The organism is Pseudomonas sp. GD04158, from assembly GCF_029834875.1.
GTDB classification, from domain to species: domain Bacteria; phylum Pseudomonadota; class Gammaproteobacteria; order Pseudomonadales; family Pseudomonadaceae; genus Aquipseudomonas; species Aquipseudomonas hydrolytica.
Map to the genome: position 1 here is coordinate 1 of NZ_JAODYT010000081.1, position 17,243 is coordinate 17,243.

11 protein-coding genes are annotated in these 17,243 nt (G+C 66.2%); all 11 read right to left on the bottom strand.

Annotated features, from left to right (window positions below):
- Window positions 1–33 precede the first annotated feature (33 nt).
- Window positions 34–1,299, bottom strand: coding sequence for an urea ABC transporter substrate-binding protein (gene urtA, locus N7333_RS20915; RefSeq protein ID WP_011920882.1), 1,266 nt, complete (start codon window positions 1,297–1,299; stop codon window positions 34–36).
- Between the two features lie 74 nt (window positions 1,300–1,373).
- Window positions 1,374–2,096, bottom strand: a complete 723-nt coding sequence (locus tag N7333_RS20920; protein ID WP_003246904.1) for a GntR family transcriptional regulator — start codon at window positions 2,094–2,096, stop codon at window positions 1,374–1,376.
- Window position 2,097: 1 nt separating this feature from the next.
- Window positions 2,098–5,727: an urea carboxylase gene (gene uca, locus N7333_RS20925; RefSeq protein ID WP_279859337.1), complete on the bottom strand. Its 3,630-nt coding sequence runs from the start codon at window positions 5,725–5,727 to the stop codon at window positions 2,098–2,100.
- A 117-nt stretch (window positions 5,728–5,844) separates the two neighbouring features.
- Entirely contained in the window at window positions 5,845–7,644 is a 1,800-nt protein-coding gene (atzF, locus tag N7333_RS20930; protein ID WP_279859338.1) for an allophanate hydrolase, read from the bottom strand.
- Between the two features lie 275 nt (window positions 7,645–7,919).
- Window positions 7,920–8,516: a MarC family protein gene (locus tag N7333_RS20935; RefSeq protein WP_011920885.1), complete on the bottom strand. Its 597-nt coding sequence runs from the start codon at window positions 8,514–8,516 to the stop codon at window positions 7,920–7,922.
- A gap of 33 nt (window positions 8,517–8,549) precedes the next feature.
- Window positions 8,550–11,336 (bottom strand): hybrid sensor histidine kinase/response regulator, encoded by a 2,787-nt coding sequence (locus N7333_RS20940; protein ID WP_129482818.1) that lies wholly within the window; start codon window positions 11,334–11,336, stop codon window positions 8,550–8,552.
- Between the two features lie 109 nt (window positions 11,337–11,445).
- Window positions 11,446–12,735, bottom strand: coding sequence for a phosphoribosylamine--glycine ligase (gene purD, locus N7333_RS20945; protein WP_129482819.1), 1,290 nt, complete (start codon window positions 12,733–12,735; stop codon window positions 11,446–11,448).
- Between the two features lie 219 nt (window positions 12,736–12,954).
- Window positions 12,955–14,562 (bottom strand): bifunctional phosphoribosylaminoimidazolecarboxamide formyltransferase/IMP cyclohydrolase, encoded by a 1,608-nt coding sequence (gene purH, locus N7333_RS20950; RefSeq protein WP_129482820.1) that lies wholly within the window; start codon window positions 14,560–14,562, stop codon window positions 12,955–12,957.
- A gap of 71 nt (window positions 14,563–14,633) precedes the next feature.
- On the bottom strand, window positions 14,634–14,954 hold the full coding sequence (fis, locus tag N7333_RS20955; protein ID WP_003242613.1) for a DNA-binding transcriptional regulator Fis: 321 nt from the start codon (window positions 14,952–14,954) through the stop codon (window positions 14,634–14,636).
- The gene (dusB, locus tag N7333_RS20960) at window positions 14,951–15,949 is read right to left on the bottom strand and encodes a tRNA dihydrouridine synthase DusB (protein ID WP_129482821.1); all 999 of its coding nucleotides are present in this window, start codon (window positions 15,947–15,949) and stop codon (window positions 14,951–14,953) included. Before dusB ends, fis begins: the two co-directional genes overlap by 4 nt.
- A gap of 228 nt (window positions 15,950–16,177) precedes the next feature.
- Window positions 16,178–17,243: DUF3426 domain-containing protein (locus N7333_RS20965; RefSeq protein WP_279859339.1), on the bottom strand; the 1,066-nt coding region annotated here is incomplete at its 5' end.

The following is a 17,243-nucleotide window of genomic DNA, read 5'->3' on the forward strand; positions in this document are numbered from 1 at the left end:
TGCGGTTGCCGCTTGCGGGAGAGGGCTTTTGCCTTAGTTCGACTTCACCGGGGTATCGGCTTTCTTGTCGTTGCCTTCGATGAAGGGGCTCCACGGCTGGGCGCGGATCGGGCCTTCGGTTTCCCAGACCACGGAGAACTGACCGTCTTCCTGGATCTCGCCGATCATCACCGGCTTGTGCAGGTGGTGGTTCTTCTCGTCCATCTTCAGGGTGAAGCCGCTCGGCGCGGCGAATTCCTGGCCGGCCATGGCTTCACGCACCTTGTCGACGTCGGTGGTGCCGGCCTTCTCGACCGCTTGCGCCCACATGTGGATGCCCACGTAGGTGGCTTCCATCGGGTCGTTGGTCACCACGGTGTCGGCGTTCGGAAGCTTCTTGGCCTTGGCGTAGGCCTTCCAGTCGGCGACGAACTTCTCGTTGACCGGGTTCTCCACCGACTGGAAGTAGTTCCAGGCGGCCAGGTGGCCGACCAGCGGCTTGGTGTCGATGCCGCGCAGTTCCTCTTCACCCACGGAGAAGGCCACCACCGGCACTTCGGTGGCTTCCAGACCCTGGTTGGCCAGTTCCTTGTAGAACGGCACGTTGGAATCGCCGTTGACGGTGGAGACCACGGCGGTCTTGCCGCCGGCGGCGAACTTCTTGATGTTGGCGACGATGGTCTGATAGTCGCTGTGGCCGAAGGGGGTGTAGACCTCTTCGATGTCCTTGTCGGCGATGCCCTTGCTGTGCAGGAAGGCGCGCAGGATCTTGTTGGTGGTGCGCGGGTAGACGTAGTCGGTGCCGAGCAGGAAGAAGCGCTTGGCGCCGCCGCCGTCTTCGCTGAGCAGGTATTCCACCGCCGGAATGGCCTGCTGGTTCGGCGCTGCGCCGGTGTAGAAGACGTTCGGCGACATCTCTTCGCCTTCGTACTGCACCGGGTAGAACAGCAGGCCGTTGAGTTCCTCGTAGACCGGGAGCACGGATTTGCGCGATACCGAGGTCCAGCAGCCGAAGGTCACCGCGACCTTGTCCTGGGTCAGCAGCTGGCGGCCTTTTTCTGCGAACAGCGGCCAGTTGGAGGCCGGGTCGACCACCACCGGCTCCAGCTGCTTGCCGAGCACGCCGCCCTTGGCGTTGATCTCCTCGATGGTCATCAACGCCATGTCTTTGAGCGAGGTTTCGGAAATGGCCATGGTGCCGGACAGCGAGTGCAGGATGCCGACCTTGATGGTCTCGGCGGCCTGGATGGACCAGCTCAGGCCCATGGCGGCGATGGAAGCGGAAAGGGTAAAGGCCTTGATCAGGCTGCGACGTTGCATGGTGCGATCTCCATTCTCATCTTGAGTAAGTGGACAGCTCTTTATTGTTTGGCAGTGATTCAAAGGTCATACCGTCACCCTTGCGCCGGCAGCGCCCGCTGGCGGGCGCTGTGCAGCATGTGCAGGGTGATCTTGCGCACTTCCGCCTTGCTGACCTCTATGTGGGTCTTGAGCAATAGCTGTGCCTCTTCGCAGCGACGCGACAGGATCGCGCCGAGGATGCGGGCGTGTTCCTCGTAGGTGAGTTCCACGCGCGGCCCCTGGGTGAAGTCCAGACGCCTGATAATTCGGATCTTTTCGCTGACTTCGGCGTGCAGGCGGGCCATCTCGCGGTTGCCGGCGGCTTCCACCAGCTGGCAGTGAAAACGTTCGTCCAGACGCGAGACTTCGCGGCCGTCCTGCAGACGCTGCTCGGGTTGCACCATCCAGGTGCGACGCAGCTGTTCCAGGGCCTCCGGCAGCTCGCCAGCGGGGCGCTCACACAGTCGCTTGACCGCCTCCAGTTCGAGGACGATGCGCACTTCGTAGAGCTCCTCGAAGTGGGCGAAATCGAACGGCTTGACCTGCCAGCCGCTGCGGAAATACACCTCCAGATAGCCCTCGCGCTCCAGGCGATACAGCGCCTGGCGCACCGGCGTGCGGCTGGCGGCCATGCGCTCGGCGATCTCGCCTTCGGAAAAGCGGTCGCCCGGCAGCAGGCGGAACTCGAAGATGTCGTCCTTGAGCTGGGCATAGATGCGCTCGGCGAGATTCTCCGGGCGCTCCTTGCCACGCCTGGCGGGGCTGACCAGTTGCATCTCAGGCCGCCTCGCTCGGGGTCAGCAGGAGCAGGGCATCGCCCGGCGTCACCGCCTTGCCGGGGGCGCAGCGCAGCGACTTGACCGTGCCGGCCACCGGCGCGGTCACCGCCAGCTCCATCTTCATCGCCTCCACCACCAGCAGCGGCGTGCCGGCTTCCACGTGCTGGCCGGGCTCGACCAGCACCTTCCACACGCTGCCGCTCATCTCGGCGGCAACCAGATGGCCATCCAGATCGGCGTCGTCATGGCTTGGGCTGGTCAGCGCTTGTGCGGCGCTCGGATCGTCGTCCTTCCACAGCTCGACTTCGGCATCGAAGGCGGCTTTCTGCTGGCGGTGGAAGGCCGCGATATCGGCCGCGTTGTCGGCGATGAAGCGGTTGTAGGCGGCGAAGTCGAATTCGGTCTGCTCGATGCGGATCTGCGCGCGGCCCTCGCGGAAGGCTTCGCGGAATTCGTCCAGCTCGGCCTCGCTGACCGGGTAGAAGCGCACCTGATCGAAGAAGCGCAGCAGCCAGGGCTGGCCGTTCTCGAACTGGGCGTTCTTCACGTACTTGTTCCAGATCGGCAGGGTGCGGCCCACCAGCTGGTAGCCGCCGGGCGAGTCCATGCCGTAGATGCACATGTACATGCCGCCGATGCCCACGGTGCCTTCGGCGGTAAAGGTGCGCGCCGGGTTGTACTTGGAGCTGAGCAGGCGATGACGCGGGTCCAGCGGCACGGCGCAGGGGGCATCGAGGTAGACGTCGCCGAGGCCGAGGATCAGGTAGCTGGCGTCGAACAGGATGTCGCGGACCTGCTCGCGGCTGGCCAGGCCGTTGGTGCGCTGGATGAAGTCGACGTTGTTCGGCAGCCAGGGCGCCTCGCTGCGCACGGTTTCGCGGTAGCGCTCGACGGCAGCGAGGGTGGCGCTGTCCTCGAAGGCCATGGGCAGGTGGACGATACGCGTCGGCACCTTGAGGTTGGCCACATCGCCAAGGTTTTCCTCCAGACGCAGCAGGTGGTCGAGCAGGGTGCGCTGGTGCAGCACGCGGCTGTCGTAGCGCAGCTGCAGCGAGCGTACGCCGGGGGCGAGTTCTTCCAGGCCACGCAGCGGCTCGGCCTTGAGCGCCTCCATCAGCAGGTGCACGCGCAGGCGCAGGGCCAGATCCAGCACGTTGTCGCCGTATTCCAGCAAGATGTAGGCATCGCCCGCCTGGCGATAAACCGCACGCGGGCGGCTGCCCTCGGCAGGCAGCTCGGCCAGCACCGTGGCGGAAACCGTGGCGTCCGGTTGCAGCGACGGCGCCGGCAGGGTCACCGCGCTGATCGCCGCCAGGGCTTCGATGCTGCCCAGTTGCGCCTGCTCCAGGCTCTGCGCCTGCTGGAAACCGATGGGGTGAAAGCGCAGCTTGTCGCCGGGCTTGACCTGGCCGACCTTCCACAGCTCGGCCTTGGCGATGGTCACCGGGCAGACGAAACCGCCGAGGCTGGGCCCGTCCTTGGTCAGGATCACCGGGAAGTCGCCGGTGAAATTGATCGAGCCGATGGCGTATTCGCAGTCGTGCACGTTGGACGGGTGCAGGCCGGCCTCGCCGCCGTCGGCTCGCGCCCAGCTCGGTTTCGGGCCGCTCAGGCGCACGCCGAGGCGGTTGGAGTTGTAGTGCACTTCCCACTCGGCGGCGAAGAATTCCTCGATGGCTTCTGCGGTGAAGAAGTCCGGCGCGCCGTGTGGGCCATAGAGCACGCCGATGTTCCAGGTGCTGCCGTAGCTTGGGATCAGGCTCGGATGCGCCGCCTGTGGCGGGGCGATTGGCGCGGGCGTGGTGCAGGCCGCCAGCTCGGGCTGGGAGATGGCCAGCATATCGGCGGTGCGCAGGGTGCGCCCGGCATGGCCGCCGAACTGGCCGAGGGCGAAGGTGGAGCGGCTGCCCAGATACAGCGGCACGTCCAGGCCATTGCGCACCGCGAGATAGGTGCGGCAGCCGCTGAGCGCGCGGCCCAGCTTGAGCACCTGGCCGGCCTTGACCTCGATTGGCTGCCAGTAGGCCACCGGCGCATCGTCCAGGGTGGCCGGGCAATCGGCGCCGGTCAGGGCGATCAGTGCATCGCTGTGAAAGCGCAGCGTCGGGCCTTGCAGGGTGAATTCCAGGCCCGCGGCCTCGGCATGGTTGCCGACGATGCGGTTGGCCAGGCGGAAGGCGAAGTCGTCCATCGGCCCGGACGGCGGCACGCCGATATCCCAGTAGCCGAGACGGCCCGGGTAGTCCTGCACGCTGGAGTAGGTGCCGGGCTCCAGCACTTCGATCACGCTGGCCTTGAAGGTGAAGCTGTCGAGCAGACGCGTCCACACTTCGCCTTTGGCGAAGCGCTCGTCGGCCACCACCTGGCGCAGGTAATCGAGGTTGCTGGCGATGCCGTGCAGGCGGGTTGCGTCCAGGGCTTTCTGCAGCTTGGCGATGGCCTCAGCGCGAGTGCCCGCATGCACGATCAGCTTGGCGATCATCGGGTCGTAGAACGCCGAGACCTCGCTGCCGGTGCTGACCCAGCCGTCGACGCGCACGTCGTCCGGGAAGTGCACATCGGTGAGCACGCCCGGGCTGGGCTGGAAGTTCTTCAGCGGGTCTTCGGCGTAGATCCGCACCTCGATGGCGGCGCCTTGCGGGGCGCGGTTCAGCGCGCCCCAGTCCAGCGCATCGCTCGCCGCCACGCGCAGCATGCATTCGATCAGATCCAGGCCGGTGACCATCTCGGTGACCGGGTGCTCGACCTGCAGGCGGGTGTTCACTTCGAGGAAGTAGAAGTCGTCACGGGCGGCGTCGTAGATGAACTCCACGGTGCCGGCGCTGCGATATTGCACCGACTCGCCCAGCTGCACGGCGGCGGCGTGCAGGCGCTCGCGGGTGGCCTGCGGCAGGTTCGGCGCCGGGGTTTCCTCGACCACCTTCTGGTTGCGCCGCTGCAGCGAGCAGTCGCGTTCGCCGAGGGCGGCGACGCGGCCGGTACCGTCGCCGAAAATCTGCACTTCGACGTGGCGCGCCTGATCGACGAAGCGCTCGAGAAACACCCCGGCATCGCTGAAGAACTGCTCGCCCATGCGCTTGACGCTTTCATAGGCGCTTGCCAACGCGGCGGCGTCGCTGCAGCGGGTCAGGCCGATGCCGCCACCGCCGGCGGTGGTCTTGAGCATCACCGGATAACCGATGCTGTCGGCGGCGCTCAGTGCTTCTTCCAGGCTCTGCAGCAGGCCGGTGCCCGGCGCCATTGGCACCTGGGCCAGGGCGGCCAGTTCGCGGGCGCGGTGCTTGAGGCCGAACTCGCGAATCTGCGCAGGCGTAGGGCCGACGAAGGCGATCCCGGCGGCTTCGCAGGCATCGGCGAACTCGGCACTCTCCGAGAGAAAACCGTAACCGGGGTAGATCGCCTGGGCGCCGGTTTCCTGCGCGGCGGCGAGTATCTTGTCGATACGCAGGTAGCTGTCGGCCGGCTTGTCGCCGCCCAGGGCGATGGCGATATCGGCATCTCGTACGTGCTGGGCATTGCGGTCGGCGTCGGAGTAGACGGCCACGCTTTTCACGCCCAGGCGCTTGAGCGTGCGGATGGCTCTGACTGCGATCTCGCCACGGTTGGCGATCAGGACGGTATGGAACATCTGTTGCGGCCTCCTGGCTTGCTGCGCGCATGTGCGGGCAGGCGCTGATCTGTTCCCTCTGCCCTTGGGGAGAGGGCTAGGGAGAGGGGGCATGCACGCCACCCTGTCCCCTGCTATTCACTTCCTGGTTTCGGCGATAAAGGCGCGCCAGCCACCAAAGCTGGTGATGTCGCGCGCGCCATCCAGCGCGTAGGGCTCGCAGATAAAACCCTTGACCCAACGGCCGTCGGCCAGCTCGAGGTTGCCGATGCCCAGTGGTGGCGGGATCTCGGCGACGAATTCGCCGAAGCGCGCCTGCGGCACGTCCCACAGCTCGACGATGATCGCCGCGCCGTCCTCGGCGACCCGTGCCAGGCCCGGTTTGGGCGGCACCGTGCCGGGCAGTGCGAAGAGGCGGTACTGCTTGGCGCTGGTGGTCTGCTCCACCAGCACGGCATCGCGCGTGCTGAGCTGGAAGTTCAGCGGCATGCCGGTCAGGTGCGCGCCGACCACCGCGACGCGGATGCAGCCCGGCGCCGGTTTGTCGCTGGTGGTTTGCGCTGGCAGCGGCTTGCCGGTAGCGCCCAGCGGCAGATTGAGTGCCTGCTGCCAGCGCTGGCCGAAGGCGGCCAGTGCGTGGTCATGCCAGGCCGGGGCGATCAGGGTGATGCCGGCCGGCAGACCGTCGGCGCGCAGGCCGGCCGGTACGGCCAGGGCGCACAGGTCGGCGAGGTTGGTGAAGTTGGTGTAGGTGCCGAACTGGCTGTTGAATAGCACCGGCTCTGCCTGCATCTCGGCCAGGGTGCGGATGGTCGGCGAGGTCGGTACCACCAGGGCGTCGAAGCCGGCCAGGGCGTCGTTGATGCGACGGCTCAGCTCGGCGCGGATGTATTCGGCCTTGTAGGCGTCGCAGGCGCTGTACTGGTGGCCGTTTTCGACGATGCCGCGCACCACCGGATGGATATGCGCCGGATCGACCCCTTCCACCGCGACGGTGCGTTCGGCGACCCAGGGGCCGTAGTAAAGCTGCTCGGCCAGTTGCCGGAAGGGAGTGAAATCGATCTCCACCAGCTCGGCGCCCAGTTCGCGCAGCTTGCCCAGGGCGGTCTCATAGACGGCCTGGTTCTGGCTGTCGCCGAAGAACTCGGGGTTGGCCGGCACGGCCAGGCGCGGCTGGGCCGGCATGCCGACCTTGGCGCTGTTCGGGTTCTTGCGGCTGTAGGCGTCGGCGGCGTCGTAGCCACCGGCGATATTGGCCACGGTCAGCGCATCGGCTACGGTCAGGGCGAACACCGAGATGCAGTCGATGCTGCGGCAGGCCGGCACCAGGCCGGTGTTGGGCAGCCAGCCCTTGGTCGGCTTGAGCCCGACGATATTGTTGAAACCAGCCGGCACCCGGCCGGAGCCGGCGGTGTCGGTGCCCAGCGAAAAGGGCACCAGGCCGCGCGCGACCACGCTGGCCGAGCCGGAGCTGGAGCCGCCGCTGACGTAATCCGGGTTGAAACTGTTAGGCACTGCACCGTAGGGCGAGCGGGTGCCGACCAGGCCGGTGGCGAACTGGTCGAGGTTGGTCTTGCCGATCAGGATGGCGCCGGCGGCGCGCAGGCGGGCGACCACGCTGGCGTCGGTTTCGGCGCCGTAGGCGAACTCCGGGCAGGCCGCGGTGGTGGGCCAGCCGGCGGCGTCGATATTGTCCTTGATGGCGAAGGGCACGCCGTACAGCGGCAGCTTGCTCAGGTCGCCGGCGGCATCTTGCAGCGCGCTGGCCAGGGCATCGAGTTGAGCGTTGAGCTGAGCTTCGCTGGCCAGGGCGATCCAGGCGCTGTCATCAGTGCGCAACTCCAGGCGCAGGGCGTGCAGCAGTTCGGCTGGCGATTGACCGTCGCGGTAGGCTTGCTGCCACCCGGCGAGGGTGAGGGCGGTCGGTGCGTTGGACATGCTTCGAGATTCCATCTTGTATCCAAGTTGGGATCGCTAGAGCAATGACGGTGCCAGTTCTGCTAAGGCCTTTGTTTTCAGCGGGTTAGGTGATTTTCAGCGCGATGGGCAAGGGCGCTGGCAGGGTGGGTTGCACCGCGGTGGGGCCGCCCTGCAAGCGGATGGTGCAGAGCTTCAGGGGCTGCCGGTGCGCTCGGCGCAACGGGCATGTAGGGTGCGCCGTGCGCACCACCGGGGTTCTGTGATGACCGCTGGTGCGCTTGGCGCACCCACATTTACGGCACCAGGTAGTTTTTCACGCCGGTAAAGATGATCTGCGCGGCCAGGGCGCAGACGAACAGGCCCATCAGGCGGCTGACGATCTGCAGGCCCTGGTCACCGAGCAGGCGCTCGAACTGGTTGGACAGGTACAGCACCACGCCGACGGTGAGGCTGGCGAGGAAGATCGCCGCCACGGCCACCAGCTTGTCGTCCCAGTGCGGCTGGCTGGCGCCCATCAGCAGCAGGGCGCCGATGGTGCCGGGGCCGACGGTCAGGGGAATGGTCAGCGGCACGATGGTCACGTCCTGCTGCACGTTGTCGCTCTGCACCGCCGGCTTGCCCTGGGCCATGCCGAGGGCGGAGATGAACAGCACCGAGCCCGCGCCGATGCGGAAGGCGTCGATGGTGATGCCGAACAGGGTGAAGATGTGCTTGCCGAACAGGTACAGCAGCACACTGGCGATCAGCGTGGCCAGCGCCACCTTCCAGGCCAGGCGCTTGCGTTCCTTGAGGGTGTAGCCGCGGCTCAGGCCGATAAAGCAGGAAAGGACGAAGAAGGGGCTGTAGAGCACCAGCATCTTCAGGTACAGGCTGAACAACTCGGACGCCATGGCGGCAGGCTCGCAGAAAGGCAGGAAAGGCTATCAGTGTGGCAGCGCATCGCGCTGGCGACGCAGTTCGCGTTCGGCGATCCAGTGCTCGATCAGCTCGCGCAGCTGCGACAGCTCCACCGGCTTGGACATGTGCCCGTCCATGCCCACCGCGCGCGCGCGTTCCTTGTGTTCGCTGAGAATATGCGCGGTCAGTGCCACCACCGGTGTGCGCGGGCGCTTCTCGCTCTTTTCCCAGGCGCGCAGCTGTTCGGTGGCGGAGAAGCCGTCGAGCACCGGCATTTCGCAGTCCATCAGTACCAGGTCGTAGGGCTGCGCCTTCATCGCGCTGAGGGCTTCCTCACCGTTGCTGGCGGTGTCCGGCTTGAGATTGAGCTTGCCGAGCATGCCGCGGATGACCTTGGTGGAGATGCTGTTGTCCTCGGCCACCAGAATGCGGAAGTCGGCCGGCACGTTCAGCGGCGTGCTCACCGGCGTCGGTGCGGCCTGCGCAGGACTGTCGTTGGGGCGCTGGGCCAGCTCGTCGGCCAGGGTGGTCTTGAGCGTGTAGCCGGCCACCGGCTTGGCCAGGATGCGCTTGATCCCGGCGTTGCGTGCGATCACCTTGCTCGGCGCGTTGCTGATGCCGGTGAGCATGATGATCAGGATGTCGTGGTTGAGGCTGGGGTCTTCCTTGATCTTGGCCGCCAGTTGCATGCCGGTCATGCCGGGCATGTCCTGGTCCAGCAGCACCGCGTCGAAGTACTCGCGCATATGCGCCTTGGTGCGCAGCAGGGCCAGGGCCTCCTTGCCGGAGGGCACGGCGCTGACCTGCAGACCCCAGGCATTGCATTGCTGCACCAGCACCTTGCGGCAGGTGTCGTTGTCGTCCACCACCAGCAGGCGCGCACCCTGCAGCGGGCTGTCCAGATCGGTTTCCGGCTGTTCCAGGCGGGCGGGGTCCAGCGGCAGGGCCAGCCACAGGGTGGTGCCCTGGTTGCTGCTGCCCTGAATGCCGAACTCGCCACCCATCAGGCGCACCAGCTGGCGCGCGATGATCAGGCCGAGGCGCCCGCCCAGGCGGGTGGCGGAGAGGAAGTCGCGGCTCTGCAGTTCGGCGTTGAGCAGGGCGTCGCGCTCTTCCGGCAGCAGCGGCCGGCCGCTGTCCTGCACGGCGATGCGCAGGCGGTGCTTGCCGTCGCTGCTGTCGAGTGCGGCCACCAGCAGGATCTCGCCCTCGTCGGTCTGCTTGAAGGCATTGTCCAGCAGGCTCAGCAGGGCCTGGCGCAGGCGCGTGGGGTCACCGCTGATCACCCGCGGCACCTGCGGCTGGATGAAGCTGATCAGCTCCACCTTCTGCTGCTCGGCCTTGGCGCGGAAGATGTCGAGGCAGTCCTCGATCAGCGCGCCGAGGTCGAACTGCACGTCGTCCAGTTCGATCTGCCCGGATTCGAGCTTGGAAATGTCGAGAATTTCGTTGATCAGGGTGAGCAGCTCGTTGCCCGAGCTGTGGATGGTCTGCACGTAGTCGCGTTGCTTGGCCGACAGCGGCGTGCCCAGCAGCAGTTCGGTCATGCCCAGCACGCCGTTCATCGGCGTACGGATCTCGTGGCTGATCTTGGCCAGGAACTCGGCCTTGGCGCGCAGCTCGGCGCTGCTGGCGGCCAGCGCGGTGCGGCTGTCGAGGGTGTCGGAGGTGATCTGCCGCTGACGTTCGGTCAGCGAGACGCTGAGGATCAGGCCGGCCAGGGTCGCCACGCTGAACACGCCGAGCACCAGCCAACCCGGGTTGAGCTGATCGAAGCCGAGCAGCACCGGCACGAAGAAGCCGAAGCCGAGGTTGAACACCAGCATGCCCACGGCGATCAGCCGCGCCGGCTGGTAACCGGCGCGCCAGTGCAGGCTGCCCACCAGCAGCAGGTTGATGCTGCTCAACGCCACCAGCAGATAGACCAGCGAGCTGAACCAGAACAACCCGGTCAGTGCGATGCACAGCGCATACACCAGCAACAGCAGCGCGTTGCCCTGCAGCAGGCGGTTGAGCGGGCTGTGCTGCACCGTGGTGCCGTGGAAGAAGCTCAGGCCGAAGGCCAGGGCGCTGAAGGCGGCGAACAGCGCCGACAGATCGGCGATCAGCGACTGGTTGTAGCCCAGGCTGGGCAACCACTGGGCGAAAATGCCGAGATTGGCCGACGAACACACCGCCAGACCGATATTCACTCCGGCCAGCCACAGACCGGTGGCGCTGCGGCTGTAGAAGAAGCGGATGAGGTTGTACAGGGTCAGCAGCAGCAGGGCGCCGAACAGCATGCCGTAGAGGTAGGCGGGCTTTTCCAGGCTGACCAGTTCGGCCTGATCCATGACCTTGAACCAGGTCATCAGCGGATGGTTGGACGTCAGACGGACGTAGGCGACGCGGGCCTGGCCGTCGTTGGGCAGGGGCATCAGGTAGAAGCGCGAAGGCAGCGGACGCGAGTCCAGCGGCATGGCTTCGCCGGTGTGCAGGTTCTGCTCCAGCTGGCCATCCCTGAGCAGGTAGTAGTCGAGGTACTGCACCCGCGGTGAAAAGACCCAAAGCCAGGCGGGCTGCTGTTGCGGGGCGAGTTCGACGCGCAGCCAGACGGCATGCTGGCTCGGCGGGAAGGTGAAGGACTGTTTGCTAAGCGGCTTGAACTGCTGGCGCTGGGCGCGTACTTCTTCCAGGCCCAGGCGGGCGCTGGCGTCGACCAGATAGGACCAGCTCTGGGTGCCCGTCGAGGACGGGGCGGCGCTGGCTGTCAGGCTGAGGCCGAGCAACAGCAGGCTGGCGAGTAGTCCGATGGCAATCCTGAGCCGGCACACGGTTAAGTCCTTCTAAATGAGTGGCCGGATTATAGCCAAGCATTTGCTCGGGGGAATACGGCGCGGCGGGGCTTTTTATGGCCTGCCGCGGCGTATTCCCTGAGCGGCCTCAGCCTTCGCCTTGCTCGCGGGCAATGGCGCGGTAGCCGATGTCGCTGCGGTGGAACATGCCGTTCCAGCGAATCTTCTCGGCCAGGCGGTAGGCCTGCTGCTGGGCTTCGGCCACCGTGCGACCGATGGCGGTGGCGCACAGTACGCGCCCGCCGGCAGTGACGATCTGGCCGTCCGAAAGCTTGGTACCGGCGTGGAACACCTTGCCGTCGAGTTGGGCGGCTTCATCCAGACCTTCGATCACGTCGCCCTTGGCGTAGTCGCCCGGGTAGCCGCCGGCTGCCAGCACCACGCCCACGGTCGGACGCGGGTCCCAGGTGGCTTCGACCTTGTCCAGCGCCTTGGCCAGCGCGGCCTCGACCAGCAGCACCAGGGAGCTTTCCAGGCGGCACATGATCGGCTGGGTTTCCGGGTCGCCGAAGCGGCAGTTGAATTCGATGACCTTGGGCGCGCCGGATTTGTCGATCATCAGGCCGGCATAGAGGAAGCCGGTATAGACGTTGCCTTCGCTGGCCATGCCGCGCACGGTGGGGTAGATCACCTCGTCCATCACGCGCTGGTGCACCTCGGGCGTCACCACCGGTGCCGGCGAATAGGCGCCCATGCCGCCGGTGTTGGGGCCGGTATCGGCGTCGCCGACGCGCTTGTGGTCCTGGCTGGTGGCCATCGGCAGCACGTTCTGGCCGTCGACCATGACGATGAAGCTGGCTTCTTCGCCGTCGAGGAACTCCTCGATCACCACGCGCGAACCGGCCTCACCGAAGGCGTTGCCGGCGAGCATGTCGCGCACGGCGTCTTCGGCTTCGGCCAGGGTCATGGCGACGATCACGCCCTTGCCCGCAGCCAGGCCGTCGGCCTTGATCACGATGGGTGCACCTTTTTCGCGCAGGTAGGCCAGCGCCGGCTCGATCTCGGTGAAGTTCTGGTAATCGGCGGTGGGGATCTTGTGGCGGGCCAGGAAATCCTTGGTGAAGGCCTTGGAGCCTTCCAGCTGGGCGGCGGCGGCGGTGGGACCGAAGATGTCCAGGCCGCGCGAACGGAACAGATCGACCACGCCCTTCACCAGCGGCGCTTCCGGACCGACGATGGTCAGCTGCACGTTCTTCTCGGCGAAGTCGGCGAGCTGCTCGATGGCCAGCACGTCGATGGCCACGTTCTCGCATTTGGCTTCCACCGCAGTGCCGGCGTTGCCCGGGGCGACGAAGACCTTCTCGACGCGCTTGTCCTGCGCCACTTTCCAGGCCAGGGCGTGTTCGCGACCGCCGCTGCCGATGATCAGTACATTCATTGCGTTCTCCTCGAGGAGGTGGGCCAGGGGCCCCGATGGTGGATGAGAAAAGCGTCATCCACCCTACAAAAGCTTATTCCTGCAGACCTTCGGGGGCGCGATGGAGCGGGTAGATGCAAGGCGTCCGGGCCCTCACCAAGCGGAGTTGCCTTCTGGCAATGAGCATTGGGGAGGGGCCGGACAACGCAGCAGATGCCTGCTTCAGTGCGTCCCTGTCACTCAGTGCCGGAAGTGGCGCATGCCGGTAAATACCATGGCAATGCCGGCTTCATCGGCCGCGGCGATCACCTCGTTGTCGCGCATCGAGCCACCTGGCTGGATCACCGCGGTGATGCCGGCCTTGGCCGCGTTGTCGATGCCGTCGCGGAACGGGAAGAAGGCGTCGGAGGCCATTACCGCGCCCTGCACTTGCAGGCCGGCATGCTCGGCCTTGATCGCGGCGATGCGCGCGGAGTTGACGCGCGACATCTGGCCGGCGCCGACGCCCACGGTCTGGCGGTTCTTGGCGTAGACGATGGCGTTGGATTTGACGAACTTGGCCACTTTCCAGGCGAACACCAGGTCATGGATCTCCTGCTCGCTCGGCGCGCGCTGGGTGACCACCTTGAGGTCTTCGGCCTTGATCATGCCGATGTCGCGGCTCTGTACCAGCAGGCCACCGTTGACGCGCTTGAAGTCCCAGCCCGCAGCGCGTTCGGCCGACCATTCGCCGCATTCGAGCAGGCGCACGTTGGCCTTGGCGGCCACCACTTCACGGGCGGCGGCGGAGATTTTCGGGGCGATGATCACTTCGACGAACTGACGCTCGACAATGGCCTTGGCGGTCTCGCCATCCAGCTCGCGGTTGAAGGCGATGATGCCGCCGAACGCCGACTCGGTGTCGGTGGCGTAGGCCAGGTCGTAGGCCTTGCGGATGCCGCCTTCGTCTTCCGGTACCACGGCCACGCCGCACGGGTTGGCGTGCTTGACGATGACGCAGGCCGGCTTGACGAAGCTCTTCACGCATTCCAGCGCGGCGTCGGTGTCAGCCACGTTGTTGAACGACAGTTCCTTGCCCTGCAGCTGGATGGCAGTGGAAACGCTGGCCTCGCCCTTCTTCGCCTCGACGTAGAACGCCGCGCTCTGGTGCGGGTTCTCGCCGTAGCGCATTTCCTGCGCCTTGATGAACTGGCTGTTGAAGGTGCGCGGGAAGGCGCCACGGCCTTCGGTGGACAGGGTGTCCGCCGCCTGGTCGATGGTGCCCAGGTAGTTGGCGATCATGCCGTCGTAGGCGGCGGTGTGCTCGAAGGCCTTGAGCGCCAGGTCGAAACGCTGGGCGTAGGTCAGGCCGCCGGCTTTCAGCGACTCGACGATGCCGGCGTAGTCGCCGGTGTTGACCACGATGGCGACGTCCTTGTGGTTCTTCGCCGCGCTGCGGACCATGGTCGGGCCGCCGATGTCGATGTTCTCGATGGCATCGGCCAGATCGCAATCAGGCTTGGCCACGGTGGCTTCGAAGGGGTAGAGGTTGACCGCTACCAGGTCGATCGGCTTGATGCCGTGCTCGTCCATCACCGCGCCGTCCAGCGCGCGACGGCCGAGGATGCCGCCGTGGATCTTCGGGTGCAGGGTCTTGACGCGGCCGTCCATCATTTCCGGGAAGCCGGTGTAGTCGGCGACTTCCACCGCGGCCACGCCGTTGTCCTTGAGCAGCTTGTAGGTGCCGCCGGTGGAGAGGATTTCCACGCCAAGGGCGGACAGCTCGCGAGCGAATTCGAGGATGCCGGTCTTGTCGGAGACGCTGATCAGGGCGCGGCGAACGGGGAGGCGGGTGGTCTGGTCGGTCATGGTAGGGTCCATTGGAACAGGTAAATCAGTGAAAAAGGGCGGCACCTGGCCGCCCTTTTCCGGGAATTCGCTTACAGCAGGTCGTACTGCTTGAGCTTCTTGCGCAGCGTGCCGCGGTTCAGGCCGAGCAGCTCGGAGGCCTTGGTCTGGTTACCCTTCACGTGGTTCATGACGGTTTCCAGCAGCGGCGCTTCCACTTCGGTGAGCACCAGGTTGTATACGTCGGTGACGTCCGCGCCCTCGAGATGGGCGAAGTAGTTGTGCAGCGCCTTCTCCACGGCGCCGCGCAGGGTCTGGCCCTCTTCGCTCGGCGTATTCAGGTGCTGTTTAAGGCTGGTGTTGTCACTCACGGGTGCAATTCCACTCACTAGGGTCTCTGTCATCAACGTCATGCGGCCACCTCGTTTCCATCGTTGTGCCGTTCGCGAAAGAATGCGCGAACGTGGGCGCACTGTGCGTCCGTACTGTCCAGACGATTGAACTGGGCGCGAAACTCCCTGGCGCCCGGCAGGGTTGCCAGATACCAGCCGACATGCTTGCGGGCGATGCGTACGCCCATCAGGTCGCCATAGAAGGCGTGCAGTGCGGCCAGGTGTTCCAGCAGGATGCGTTCCACTTCGAGCAGGCTCGGCGCCGGGAGAACTTCACCGGTACGCAGGTAGTGCTCGATTTCACGGAAGATCCACGGCCGGCCCTGAGCGGCGCGACCGATCAGCAAGGCATCGGCGCCGGTGGCATCGAGCACGGCCTTGGCTTTTTGTGGGGAGTCGATGTCGCCATTGGCGAACACCGGAATCGATACCGCCTGCTTGATGGCGGCGATGGTGTCGTACTCGGCTTCGCCGGTGTAGAGGTCGGCGCGGGTGCGGCCATGCACGGCCAGGGCGGTGATGCCGGCATCTTCGGCGATCTTCGCCACGGCGATGCCGTTCTTGTTCTGGCGGTCCCAGCCGGTGCGGATCTTCAGGGTCACCGGTACGTCCACCGCAGCGACCACCGCCTCGAGGATCTCGCGCACCAGCGGCTCGTCGCGCAACAGGGCGGAACCGGCGGCCTTGTTGCAGACCTTCTTGGCCGGGCAGCCCATGTTGATGTCGATGATCTGCGCGCCCAGCTCGACGTTCTTGCGCGCCGCCTCGGCGAGCATCTGCGGGTCGCCACCGGCGATCTGCACCGAGCGCGGCTCGGGATCGCCGGCATGCAGCAGGCGCAGGCTGGACTTGCGGCTGTTCCACAGGCGCACATCGCTGGTGACCATCTCCGACACCACCAGGCCGGCGCCGAGGCGGCGGCACAGCTGGCGGAACGGGCGATCGGTGACGCCGGCCATGGGGGCCAGGATCAACCGATTGGGCAATGTGTAAGGGCCAATACGTGGGGCCGACATGGGGCGTCCCTGCTTGTTGGTTCGCAGTTGAGACTGTTGGCGATCAACACCTGTCCTTCACCGTGTCTCGGGGGAAACGGCGGGGGACCTGTGCTCGCGAAAGGGTGGGCATGATACCCGCTCTGGATGACCGGATAAAGGCTGTTTTGAACAAATTCTGAACAGCGATGGCCTTATCGCCAGGAGTTAGATGGAAGACCTGCGGCCAGGCGTCGCGCGGGCTGCAGGCTATTCCGGCGAGTGGAAGCTGAGGCTGTAGTTGACCGCGCGGGTGCCCGGGTCGAGGATGTCCAGGGAAATATGGATGGGCGTCTGCGGCGGCATTTCGCTCTGCCCGGCCAGCTCGCCGGCGAGGTACTCGCTGGGTTTGAAGCGGCGGCTGGCGACCAGTTGGCCGCCGAGGTCGGCGAAGCGCATTTCCAGCAGCGGGAAGGGCTGGGCGAAGGGCGCGCGGTTGTAGAGGATGGCATCGACGATCAGCGCGCCGGAGAACTCCGGATGGCTGCGCACCACCAGGTTGCTGCTGCGAATCTGGCTGATGTCGACCTTCGACGGCAGGCTGCAGCCGATATTCGGGCACAGCTGCTCGAACCAGGGGCGATAGCGATCCTGGCGCGCCAGTTCGTCGAAGTTGTAGGCCACGTACTGGGCCAGCAGGCCGGCGGCGGCCAGCAGGTTGAGCAGGCCCCAGCCCAGCACCCGGCCCCAGGCGATGCTCTGGTGCGGTTGCCACTCCAGTTGCAGCGGCTCGTCGTCCAGCTCGAACAGGCGTTCATCGCGCAGACCGGGTTCGCTGCGCGCGCTCCTCGGTTCTTCGCGCTTGGCGCCGACCTGTGGCGCCGGCGGGTCCTGATCGTCCTGGTGCTGATCCAGGTCGCCCAGGCGTGGCTCGTCCGGCTCGTCGAGTTCTTCGATGGCCGGTTGCTGGCGCGGCGGGGCGACGGCGGTCGGGGGCTCGTCCACTGGCCGGATCGGGGCGGCTACTTCCGGCGATGCCTGCTGATCCTCGGCTTGCAGCTCGAAACCGCTGCGCTTGACCGGCTCGTCACGCAGCAGGGCTTCGGCCCAGGCCTCGTCGTGCGGTTCGTCCTGTTCGGGCGGCGGGGCGCTGCTGAAAGTCTCGCTGTAGCGCGGCGCGCGTTCCAGGGCGAGAAACTGCTGCGACAGCTGCTGCTCCTGTTCCTCCAGCTTGGCCAGTTCCTCGTCGAGATCGAGGCTGTCCAGGTCGAGGTCGTCGTGGATCCACAGCGTGTCGTCGGCGGGTTTGCTCGGCGCCGGCTTGCGCGGGGGTTCC

Excerpts from the sequence above, each read along its gene's own strand:
- urtA (WP_011920882.1), bottom strand. The coding sequence starts at position 1,299 with ATGCAACGTCGCAGCCTGATCAAGGCCTTTACCCTTTCCGCTTCCATC.
- N7333_RS20920 (WP_003246904.1), bottom strand. The coding sequence starts at position 2,096 with ATGCAACTGGTCAGCCCCGCCAGGCGTGGCAAGGAGCGCCCGGAGAAT.
- uca (WP_279859337.1), bottom strand. The coding sequence starts at position 5,727 with ATGTTCCATACCGTCCTGATCGCCAACCGTGGCGAGATCGCAGTCAGA.
- atzF (WP_279859338.1), bottom strand. The coding sequence starts at position 7,644 with ATGTCCAACGCACCGACCGCCCTCACCCTCGCCGGGTGGCAGCAAGCC.
- N7333_RS20935 (WP_011920885.1), bottom strand. The coding sequence starts at position 8,516 with ATGGCGTCCGAGTTGTTCAGCCTGTACCTGAAGATGCTGGTGCTCTAC.
- purD (WP_129482819.1), bottom strand. The coding sequence starts at position 12,735 with ATGAATGTACTGATCATCGGCAGCGGCGGTCGCGAACACGCCCTGGCC.
- purH (WP_129482820.1), bottom strand. The coding sequence starts at position 14,562 with ATGACCGACCAGACCACCCGCCTCCCCGTTCGCCGCGCCCTGATCAGC.
- fis (WP_003242613.1), bottom strand. The coding sequence starts at position 14,954 with ATGACGTTGATGACAGAGACCCTAGTGAGTGGAATTGCACCCGTGAGT.
- dusB (WP_129482821.1), bottom strand. The coding sequence starts at position 15,949 with ATGTCGGCCCCACGTATTGGCCCTTACACATTGCCCAATCGGTTGATC.